Origin of the sequence: Photobacterium sp. OFAV2-7 (assembly GCF_022347985.1) — a bacterium.
Classification (GTDB): Bacteria; Pseudomonadota; Gammaproteobacteria; order Enterobacterales; family Vibrionaceae; genus Photobacterium.
The window spans coordinates 1-6,622 of record NZ_JAKRFQ010000215.1; the positions used below are offsets into that span (position 1 = coordinate 1).

The following is a 6,622-nucleotide window of genomic DNA, read 5'->3' on the forward strand; positions in this document are numbered from 1 at the left end:
ATCGAAGCCAATAGGACGCAGCCAAAGCGCAGCCAACGTGATGATCATGGCAAAATAGAAGCCAGAAAATGCCGTTGCATAAACCAGTGGCCATGCCGCAAATAGTGCACCACCCGCGGTGATTAACCAAACCTGGTTACCGTCCCAGTGCGGGGCGATCGAGTTAATCATTACTCGACGTTCAGTGTCTGTTTTACCAATGATTCGGGACAGAACACCAACACCCATATCAAAACCATCCGTGACTGCAAAGCCGATGCATAGCACACCGATCAACACCCACCAGATAAATCGCAATACTTCATATTCAAACATTGCCTAATTCTCCCTGATTACGCTTCAACCTGACGCGATACCACATTCTGCGGTGCATCGGTTGTTTCAAAGTGGTAACGACCTGTTTTCAGGCTGCTTGGACCCAGACGAGCGAACTTGATCATTAGGTACATCTCAGCGATCAGGAACACAGTGTACAAGGCGATAATAGCCAACATGGAAGTAATGATGTCAGAGGCCTGAAGGTTCGACACGGCCATTGATACCGGCAGAATTTCACCCACCGCCCAAGGCTGACGACCATATTCAGCAACGAACCAACCCGCTTCAATAGCGATCCAAGGTAGTGGAATACCGTAAAGCGCTGCTTTTAGTACCCACTTGTTACCAGTGATCTTATGACGGCAAGTCTGAATAAATGCGGCACCAATAATACCCAGCATAATAAAGCCACAAGCCACCATAATACGGAAGCTCCAGAATAGCGGCCAAACTGTCGGGATTGAATCATCTGCCGCCTGTGCAATATCGGCTTCTGTCGCGTCAACCACATTCTCAGCGTACGGTTTAAGTAGCAGGCCATAACCAAGGTCATGCTTCACTTCATCGAAGGCAGCAATGTTTTCAGGTGTCTTATCACCGGCACGCAGCTTCTCTAGCAGACCGTAGGCAACCATACCGTTACGGATACGCACTTCGTGCTCGGCTTTAAGATCGCGAAGACCAGTCACTTCTTTGTCAAAAGAACGCGTAGCGATAATCCCCATCACATAAGGGATCTTAATCGCGAAGTCAGTTTCCATGGTTTCCTGATTAGGAACACCAAATAGAGTAAACGCTGCCGGTGCTTCTTCGGTGTGCCATTCGGCTTCGATAGCTGCCAGCTTGGTTTTCTGTACGTCACCCAGCTCATAACCAGATTCATCACCCAGCACGATAACCGACAGAATTGACGCCATACCGAAAGAAGCGGCAATAGCGAAAGAACGGCGAGCAAACGGAATATCTCGGCCTTTCAGCAGATAGTAAGCACTGATACCCATAATGAACATTGCACCACAGACATAACCAGACGCTACAGTGTGAACAAATTTCACCTGAGCAACAGGGTTCATTACCACTTCGGCAAAGCTCACCATTTCCATTCGCATGGTTTCGAAGTTGAACTCTGCACCCACAGGGTTCTGCATCCAGCCGTTTGCAATAAGGATCCACAATGCCGAGAAGTTGGAACCAAGAGCCACCAACCAGGTAACAGCAAGGTGCTGACGCTTAGATAGGCGATCCCAGCCGAAGAAGAACAGGCCGACAAGAGTAGATTCAAGGAAAAAGGCAATCAGGGCTTCGATAGCCAGCGGGGCACCGAAGATATCACCTACGTAGTGGGAGTAGTAAGCCCAGTTCGTACCGAACTGAAACTCCATGGTTAAACCCGTGGATACACCCAGGGCAAAGTTGATGGCGAAAAGCTTACCCCAGAACTTAGTCATATCCTTGTAGATTTGCTTTCCGGTCATTACATAAACCGACTCCATGATGGCAAGCAGGAACGCCATACCAAGAGTCAAGGGGACGAACAAAAAGTGATACATCGCAGTTAATGCGAACTGTAACCGCGATAGTTCGACGATATCAGTGAACATTGAGAACTCCTTTTTTCGCCAGGCTGACTGACGACAGTACTACACTGTGTACCAATGGTTGGGCTAGCAAAATGTAGCTTACAAACCGCTTATTTAGGTCACCTTCCTGGTAGCCATTTTAGTAAGAATCAATGGCTTCCTTTCTATGTTGCAGTCATGTGCCAAATTAGTTAATTTGTTGTTAAGCTACAGCTAATAAAGTCATTGCTAATATTACTGATATTCTCCGCCCCGCTCAATCTATTTATCTCACAATTTGCTTTGATAAATATCAAGAAACGCCGCTCAAGATTTATACACATCGATTTTACTTGATTTAGATCAACCAAAGTCCCAACTAGATAAATCTCTCTGTGAATAGAAAAAAACACGATCTTTCATACTAAAAACGACCAGTTAATACATGGTCACAATCTGTTTTAAATCATCATATTCATCAAGGAAATGGCTTAGAAAAAACAGGTCTATCGAGATCACAGTATCAATAAATCACTCAGGCAACTCTCTATAAAAGCTATAAAACATTAATATGCGAGAACAGAAGCATAATATTTCAGATTAGAAAAACTAATGACAAAACAGAATTTATCTCGCTTTTGCATGACAAATAAATATCTATAATCAGCGTCAGAAACAGATTAAGCCGCCCAGACAGTAAAAGACGTCTTTTAGGCGGGTTGTAAGCTGTTTCCCCATCAGAATTGTTTTTAGATTGAGGAAGTAGTTATGGCTCGTATTTTTGAAAAAGTTGTTGCTCTGTACCAACCAAGCTTTGCCGAGTTGTACAAAAGCAATCATTAAATTGGGCTAAAAACGCCCCATTAATCGCCGTTAACTCACTTGGCAAAACTCAAAGGGCTCAAGGCCACTGTGTGAATTGTCAACGTAATGTAAACGGAACAGGAACACGTTAAGCGATTAATATGCTCTGGGATTAGCAAAAACCAAAAACGAGGCCATCGTGCCTCGTTTTTTATACCTGCTCGCTGTAGTCCAACCGACTCACAGAAGAAGAAAGGCTATCCCTATACACTGGCGGCCAATAAACTTTTATGTACCTTGACCACCACTTTCTTGATAGAACTTCTGCTCTGACAACGGCAACCCGGCTTATGAGGTTCTTCCGGGAAAAATATGGCAAACATATCCGGTCCGAGGTTCACTTCAGATTCGCACTCCATACCTTCAACCAGATAGTAATCGTCCGTTTGATCATATTCTTTGGCTACCTGATTAGCCGCTGACGGCAGGCCAAAGCCAATTCGCTCGGTACCTGATATCAAGTACTGGATATCGATATACTCCTTGTGGACCTCGGCCAGTTTCTCATTGGCATCCACGGTGTCAAATGCCATCACATTGGCAAAGATGTCATCGCCATCGATTTCATGCCGACCCAGCTCAAGTGCCTGTAAGTCGGTAGCGCGCAAATAGTCGAGGCTCTTTTTTATCGCCCCAGGCAGAAAAGCATAGCTCTCCGGCTGTTCTATATGACCTAATATCATTGTCTGACTCTCTAAAAGAGAAGACCTAAGCCATCAAGACTTAAGCCTTCAGGGGGAATTGGAGGAAATTCAAATCAAGCGGTTAGTCTTGGCCCTGAATCGTAAGGGCTTCAATTTCTTCTTTCGCGTGAGTGTTTTTAAATAGTGGCGCAGTCAGATAGCCAACAATAACCACTACCAGGGTACCGATAACACCATAGAAGAAGAAGTTCAGATCGGTTGTCGAGCGAACCCACAGTACCGAGGCAACGGCGGCAACCACACCAACCAGCGCGCTATTGGCATTGGCTCTACGAACAAAGACGCCCAACATGAACAGACCTGTCATCGGGCCGCCCATCAAGCCAATCAGGCTATTAAAGGCATCCCACAGCTCACTTTCATTCGACATAATGAGATAGGTTGATGCCAGTACACCAAAGACACCAGCCAGCACTGTCACGATTCGTCCTACCTTCAGGTTCTCTTCCGGCGTCTTGGTTGTACCAAGACGGTTGTAGATATCAGAAGTGAAACAGGCCGAGATGCTGTTCAGACTACTTGAAATACTTGATTGTGATGCGGCAAAAATAGCGGCAATGATAAGACCGGCAATCCCGGCTGGCATCTGCGAGATAACAAAGAAAGGTAAAATCCCGCCGGTATTAAAGTCTTCAAGCAATAACGATGGGTTTTGTGTGTAATAAGCGTATAACGCCGCCCCTACTGCAAAGAAGAACACCGGGATGCAGGCAACCAGCTTTGCATTCGTCACCAGGGCCTTTTTTGTTTCATCAATGGAATCGGTCACGATGTAGCGCTGGACAACATCCTGGCTAGCTGTAAATTGCTGCAGACTGGCGAACAGGAACCCTATCATCAGTACCGGTATCGTACTTTCAGACCAGCTCCAGGCAAACTTGTCAGCAGGGAAATACTTGTCGGCTTGTGCTGACATGCTGAATATCTCGGTCATTCCGCCGTCGACGTTAAAACAGATCATGACAAAGATCATCACAGCAGCCACAGAAAGCATTATCCCCTGGATCACATCGGTCCAAATAACGCCTTCAATCCCGCCCATAAAGGTATAAATAATACACAGAACACCAATCAGGAAAACAATTGTCAGCGGGTTGATGTCGATGAAAGGGATAAGTGCCAGCGCCGTCAGATAGGTAATAATTGCAATACGACCGATGTGAAACAGCATAAAAGAGATGCTGGCAAACAGGCGCATCTTGATATCAAAACGCTTTTCCAGATACTCGTAGGCCGAGGTGAGGTTTAGCTTACGGAAGAACGGGATATAGTACATAAATACAAACGGCAAAATCAGGATCGCAATGTACTGGCCAATAAGGAACGTCCAGTCTCCGGTATAGGCCTTGGCCGGGATCGACATAAAGGTGATCGAGCTGAGTGTCGTGGCAAAAACACTGATCCCGGCAGCCCAGCCGGGGATACGGCCTCCCGCCTTGAAGTAGTCATCCGCTGACTTTTGGCGACGCACAAAATACACCCCCACGAGCATAATGGCGGCGAGATACACCAGCAAAACGATATAATTGAGGGTACCAAATGCATGCATTTCCATGCCTTAACTCCTGTCAATGAAAGTAGGTTGAGGTAAGTTGATTCATTTATTCTGTTTTAGGTATTGGCTTCTGCCCATCTGGCTACGCCGATCAACCCTGCGTCCGACCCGCTAGCAGCCGGGATCAACTTAGGTTGGTAGAATGCAGGCAATTGAGATAAGTACGACTGAACCAGAGCGAGGTAGTTTTCAGCGAGCCCGACACTGCCGCCGAGCGTCACAACATCAAGATCAAGGCTAATAGTAAGATCAGCAATCAAATTGGCTATCGCCTTTGCAGAGCGACGGATAATCGCCTCGGCGTTTTCATCGCCCGCTAGAAATTGCTGGTAGACAGCATATCCGCTACAACCCGCTGCGAAATAGGCCTCTCCCGCCCGCGCAATAGCCCTGCCGGACGCCACGCTTTCAACGCATCCTCTCCGGCCACAACCACACATCGGCCCGGTAGGATCTGCCAGCATATGCCCGGCATGACCGGCTACACCGCGAGGCCCGGTCAGTAGTTTTCCATCAATGACCAATCCGGCCCCAACACCTGTCGAGACAGTAACAAAAGCCATATTTTTAGCAGGTTGGCACAGCGCCGTGTATTCTGCCCATGCAGCAGCCTGGGCATCATTGATTGCAACTGTCTCCAGCCCCGTTATATCAGCAACAACGTCCTGCAACGGGTAATTATTCAGGCCACCCAGGTTATCCGGGTTAAGTGCTGTCAGAATCCCGTTGTCGATGATCCCCGTCGAGGCAATCGCGACGGAGTCAGCCTCATGAGAAAGAGGCAACAATAAGGCTTTCAAAGCCTCAGAGAGCGCTGCCGGGGATTGTGATGATGGCGTTTCAATCTGCGCTCGCTTAACAAGGATATGATTTCGGACCAGTGCCGCGGCAATTTTTGTTCCGCCAAGATCAACGGCTAAATATGTTTTCATAACGACACCTACGATGCCTGCGCTTGTGAAACCTGCTGTCGGCCAAGATCGACCTCAGAGCGGAACCAGTCACATATGTGTTCGATACGTGTAATGGCCGAGCCGACTGTCACGCAAAATGCTCCGGCTTCTATTGCCTTACGAGCAAGCGCCGGTGTGTTGTAACGCCCTTCCGCCATCACATTGCACCCAGCCTCTTTGAGTCGACGGACCAGTTCGAAGTCAGGTTCTTCGGGGACCGGACCACCGGTATAACCCGACAAAGTTGATCCAATAATTTCTACCCCTTGTTGATGGCAGCGCACACCTTCTTCAAATGTTGCGCAATCTGCCATTGCCATGCAGCCAAGCCGGTGGACCTCATTGATCAGCTCGGATACCGGCACTGGGCGCTCGCGCTCAGTGGCATCAATGGCAATAATGTCCGCCCCTGCACTTTTTAGTGCCCGGATATCTTCAAGATAAGGGGTAATGCGAACCTCGGATCCTGCAAGATCACGTTTGACTATCCCTATAATCGGTACGGATACAGCCGCTCGAACGGCTTTCAGGTTATCGATCCCCTCAATTCTGAGGCCAGCAGCCCCACCAGCAACGGCAGCCTTCGCCATTGCAGCCACAATTTCAGGAGAATCCATCGGCCCATCATCAACAGGCTGACAGGAAGCCACGAACCCCTGTTGCAAGGCT

General features: G+C 47.9%; 6 protein-coding genes. All 6 read right to left on the reverse strand.

Annotated elements, in window-relative coordinates:
- On the reverse strand, window positions 1-315 hold a 315-nt coding region (gene cydB / locus MHN01_RS12595; RefSeq protein WP_239411666.1), incomplete at its 3' end, for a cytochrome d ubiquinol oxidase subunit II.
- 17 nt (window positions 316-332) lie between these two features.
- The gene (gene cydA / locus MHN01_RS12600) at window positions 333-1,919 is read right to left on the reverse strand and encodes a cytochrome ubiquinol oxidase subunit I (protein ID WP_239411667.1); all 1,587 of its coding nucleotides are present in this window, start codon (window positions 1,917-1,919) and stop codon (window positions 333-335) included.
- Window positions 1,920-2,944: 1,025 nt separating this feature from the next.
- Window positions 2,945-3,424 carry an N-acetylneuraminate anomerase gene (nanQ, locus tag MHN01_RS12605; RefSeq protein WP_239411668.1) on the reverse strand — a complete coding sequence of 160 codons (480 nt, stop codon included), beginning with the start codon at window positions 3,422-3,424 and terminating at the stop codon, window positions 2,945-2,947.
- 82 nt (window positions 3,425-3,506) lie between these two features.
- Window positions 3,507-5,000: a sodium:solute symporter gene (locus MHN01_RS12610; protein WP_239411669.1), complete on the reverse strand. Its 1,494-nt coding sequence runs from the start codon at window positions 4,998-5,000 to the stop codon at window positions 3,507-3,509.
- Between the two features lie 56 nt (window positions 5,001-5,056).
- The gene (locus MHN01_RS12615) at window positions 5,057-5,932 is read right to left on the reverse strand and encodes an N-acetylmannosamine kinase (RefSeq protein WP_239411670.1); all 876 of its coding nucleotides are present in this window, start codon (window positions 5,930-5,932) and stop codon (window positions 5,057-5,059) included.
- 8 nt (window positions 5,933-5,940) lie between these two features.
- A complete protein-coding gene (locus MHN01_RS12620; protein WP_239411671.1) occupies window positions 5,941-6,618 on the reverse strand; it encodes an N-acetylmannosamine-6-phosphate 2-epimerase in 678 nt (225 codons plus the stop codon).
- Window positions 6,619-6,622 lie beyond the last annotated feature (4 nt).